The 3,656-nt window shown below is 74.9% G+C and carries 5 protein-coding genes; 4 read left to right on the top strand and 1 reads right to left on the bottom strand.

Annotated elements, in window-relative coordinates; genetic code table 11:
* From ABEB16_RS19175 to ABEB16_RS19160, 4 genes are all read left to right on the top strand, one after another.
* On the top strand, positions 1 to 175 hold a 175-nt coding region (locus ABEB16_RS19175; RefSeq protein WP_345713807.1), incomplete at its 5' end, for an Lsr2 family DNA-binding protein.
* A 101-nt stretch (positions 176 to 276) separates the two neighbouring features.
* Positions 277 to 981: a FadR/GntR family transcriptional regulator gene (locus tag ABEB16_RS19170; RefSeq protein WP_345713806.1), complete on the top strand. Its 705-nt coding sequence runs from the start codon at positions 277 to 279 to the stop codon at positions 979 to 981.
* A 151-nt stretch (positions 982 to 1,132) separates the two neighbouring features.
* A complete protein-coding gene (locus ABEB16_RS19165) occupies positions 1,133 to 2,164 on the top strand; it encodes an ABC transporter ATP-binding protein (protein WP_345713805.1) in 1,032 nt (343 codons plus the stop codon).
* Positions 2,161 to 3,021, top strand: a complete 861-nt coding sequence (locus ABEB16_RS19160; protein WP_345713804.1) for an ABC transporter permease — start codon at positions 2,161 to 2,163, stop codon at positions 3,019 to 3,021. Before ABEB16_RS19165 ends, ABEB16_RS19160 begins: the two co-directional genes overlap by 4 nt.
* Positions 3,022 to 3,096: 75 nt before the next feature.
* Here the strand turns inward: ABEB16_RS19160 and ABEB16_RS19155 are convergent.
* On the bottom strand, positions 3,097 to 3,656 hold a 560-nt coding region (locus tag ABEB16_RS19155), incomplete at its 5' end, for a LutC/YkgG family protein (RefSeq protein ID WP_345713803.1).

Here is a 3,656-nt window from a genome sequence, read left to right as displayed (position 1 = left end):
GGCGGGCGCGCCGAAGCCGCGGGCCGCGCAGGGCGCCTCGGCGCCGGCCGCCGGTGGTGCCCCGGACAGCGGCGCCGTGCGGGCGTGGGCGCGGGAGAACGGCTACACCGTCTCCGACCGGGGCCGCATCTCCGCGGAGATCGTCAAGGCGTACGAGGACGCGCAGCAGGCCTGAGCGCCGCGCCCCGACGGCCGGTCCCCCTCCCAGGGGGGCCGGCCGTCGTCGTGTCCGCGGCTCCTGACGGCACCGGCACCCGCACGGCTAGGGTGAGCAGGGTGCGGACCCACGAGGCTGTGCTGCGCCGCATCGAGGACGACCTCGCCCGTGGGGACCTGCGGATCGGCGGCCGCCTGCCGCCCGAGCGCACGCTCGCGGAGCAGCTCGGCGTGAGCCGTGCCTCGGTGCGGGAGGCGATCCGGGTGCTGGAGGCGATGGGCGTCGTGCGCTCGGGCGTGGGATCGGGCCCGGACGCCGGCACCGTCGTCGTCGGGGACCCGGCCGCGCCGCTGTCGGCGGCGCTGCGCCTGCACGTGGGCACCCGCGCGCTGCCCGTGCGGGACCTCGTGGAGGCCCGCGTCCTCCTGGAGTCGTGGGCGGTCGCGACGGCCGCGTCCACCGGCTCGGGGCAGGTGGAGCTGGCGCGCGCGGAGGAGCTGCTGGTGGCGATGGAGGAGGAGGAGCTCGCGCCGGAGCGCTTCCACGCCCTGGACGCCGAGTTCCACGTGACGCTGGCCGCCGCCGCCGGCAACGTGCTGGTCAGCACGGTCATGGTGGCGCTGCGCGACGCCGTGCGCGGCTACGTCGTGGCGGCGGTGCCGACGCTGCCCGACTGGTCCACCACGGCGCACCGGCTGCGCGCCGAGCACCGCGAGGTGGTGCGCGCGGTGCGGGCCGGGGACCCCGCGCGGGCGGCCGACGCCGTCCGCGCCCACATCGAGGGCTTCTCCGCGGAGGCGCGGCTGGTGGCGTCCTCCGGCTGAGGTCGCCGCGGCGGATCATCCTTCCGTCGCGACCCCGATCACCGTCGGTCGTCGGTGCTGCGACCAGTGGTGACCCGCACGGCGACCCTCGGCCGATGCCGCGTCCCACCTCTCCTCGGAAAGCTCTCCAGGGACATCACGAGGAGGACACATGATCGAGGCAGTCGGCCTCCGCAAGGTGTACGGGAAGAAGGTCGCGGTCGACGGCCTCTCCTTCACCGTGCGGCCGGGCATCGTCACGGGTTTCCTGGGTCCCAACGGCTCGGGCAAGTCCACCACCATGCGCATGATCCTCGGGCTGGACCGGCCCACCGCCGGTCACGTGCTCGTCGACGGCATCCCCTACGCCAAGCACCGCAACCCGCTGGGTGCGGTGGGCGCCCTGCTGGACGCCAAGGCCGTGCACACCGGGCGCTCCGCCGCCCGCCACCTGCAGGCCGTCGCCGCCACCGCCGGCATCCCGGCCTCCCGCGTGGACGAGGTCGTCGAGCTCGTCGGGCTGCGCGAGGTCGCCAAGAAGCGCGCCGGGGGTTTCTCCCTCGGCATGGGCCAGCGCCTCGGCATCGCCTCGGCGCTGCTGGGCGACCCCTCCACCGTCATGTTCGACGAGCCGGTGAACGGCCTGGACCCCGACGGCATCCTGTGGATCCGCAACCTCATGAAGCACCTGGCCGCCGAGGGCCGGGCGGTGTTCGTCTCCTCCCACCTCATGAGCGAGATGGCGCTGACGGCCGAGCACCTCGTGGTCATCGGCCGCGGCAAGCTCATCGCGGACGAGCCGGTCCGGCAGTTCATCGACCGCACCGCCCCGCGCGGGGTCCTGGTGCGCTCCCCGCAGGTGGAGGAGCTGCGCGAGCTCGTCACCGCCGCCGGTGGCCACCTGACCTCCGCGCAGGACGGCAGCTTCCGCGTCGCGGACCTCACCCCCGAGCAGATCGGCGACGCCGCGGCCCGCCGCGGGGTGGCGCTGCACGAGCTGACGCCGCAGCGGGCCTCGCTTGAGGAGGCGTTCATGGAGCTGACGGCCGGCGCCGTGGAGTACCACGCGCACGGCGCCCCCGGCGCCGGCGGGCCGGCCCCCGAGCAGCAGACCCACGGCGGCGACGGCCGGCAGGCCGACGTCCGGCAGGCCGATGTCCCGCAGGCCGACGTCCCGCAGCAGGCCCAGGAGGTGGCCCGATGAGCACCACGACCCTCGACGAGACCCCGGCCGTCCCGCAGTACCGCCCCCCGCAGCACCGCCTCACCTTCGGGGGGATGCTGCGGTCGGAGTGGATCAAGTTCTGGAGCGTGCGCTCCGTCCTCTGGACGATGATCGGCGCCGTCGTCTGCACCGTGGGGATCGGCGCCCTGATCTCCTGGGGCATCTCCACCGGCCTGAACGACGCCGGCGCCCGGGAGGAGATGGCCGATGGCACCGGCGGCCAGCTCGACCTGACCCTGCTGGCGCTGAGCGGTGCCCAGTTCGCCTCGCTGGTGGTCGCGGCGATCGGCGCCATCGTCATCGCCGGGGAGATCTCCACCGGGATGGTCCGCACCACCTTCACCGCGGCGCCCCGCCGCCTCGCGGCGTTCGCCGCCAAGGCCCTCGTGCTCACCGGCATCGTGCTGGTCGTGATGGCCCTCGCCGACCTGGCCGCCTTCTTCATCGGCCAGGCCATCTTCAGCACGACGGACATCACCACGCCCGGGATCGGTGACGAGGGCGTGCTGCGCGCGGTCCTCGGCACGGCCGTCATGCAGACGGGCATCGCCTTGGCGGGCCTGGGCCTCGGGGCGCTGCTGCGCAACTCCGCGGGCACGATCGTCACGATGGCCGCGCTGGTCCTCGTCGTCCCCGGCCTGCTGCAGCTGGTGCCGGAGTCCTGGAACGGGGACACGATCCGCGAGTACTACTTCGTCAACACGGCGACGTCGCTCACGACCGTCGCGGAGATCCCGAACATGCTGTCGGTGTGGGTCGGTGCCGCGTGGTTCGCCGCCTGGGTGGCGGCCTTCCTCGTGGCGGGGGCGCTGCGGCTGAAGCGCCGCGACGTCTGAGGCGCACCGCGCCCGACGCGACGGGGCCCGGTCCCACGGGGGTGGGGACCGGGCCCTGGTGCGTCGGGCGGGGCGTCAGCTCGCGAGGACGACGACCAGCGTGCGGGGGCCGTGCACGCCCTCCACGCGGTCCAGCTCGATGTCGCTCGTGGCGCTCGGCCCGCTGATCCAGGTCAGCGGGCGCGTCGCGTCCAGCCGGGCGACGGCCTCCGGCACCGTCTGCACGACCTGCCCGGCGTGGACCACGACGAGGTGGCGGTCGGGGACCAGCGAGATCATCCGCCGGCCCTGGTCGGGGGAGCCGTCCAGCACCACGGTGCCCGTCTCCGCGATGCCCACCGCGCAGGCGGTGAGCACGGCGTCGACGTCGTCGACGTCCTCCGGCGTCAGCGCGCCGTCGTCGACGGTGATGCGCACCTGGCCGCTGGAGAGCCACCCCACGCCGAAGTCCGGCGGCACGACGACGTGGGAGGCGCCCCAGGAGGCCAGCACGTCGTTGACGGTCGTGGGCACCTCGTCGGGGCCGCAGCGCAGCACCGTCGCCTTGTACTCCTCGACGCGCTCGGTGAACATCTCCAGCACCGCCTCCGAGCCGGGCGCGTGCTCGCCGGTGGCGCGGTAGGCGCGCGGCACCT

The sequence above is a fragment of the Kineococcus glutinatus genome, from assembly GCF_039542765.1.
Taxonomy (GTDB): domain Bacteria; phylum Actinomycetota; class Actinomycetes; order Actinomycetales; family Kineococcaceae; genus Kineococcus_A; species Kineococcus_A glutinatus.
This window is presented reverse-complemented; position numbering and strand designations above follow the sequence as displayed.

Bases quoted from the DNA above. Each gene is read 5' to 3' on its own strand.
- ABEB16_RS19160 (WP_345713804.1), top strand. From the start codon at position 2,161: ATGAGCACCACGACCCTCGACGAGACCCCGGCCGTCCCGCAGTACCGC.
- ABEB16_RS19165 (WP_345713805.1), top strand. From the start codon at position 1,133: ATGATCGAGGCAGTCGGCCTCCGCAAGGTGTACGGGAAGAAGGTCGCG.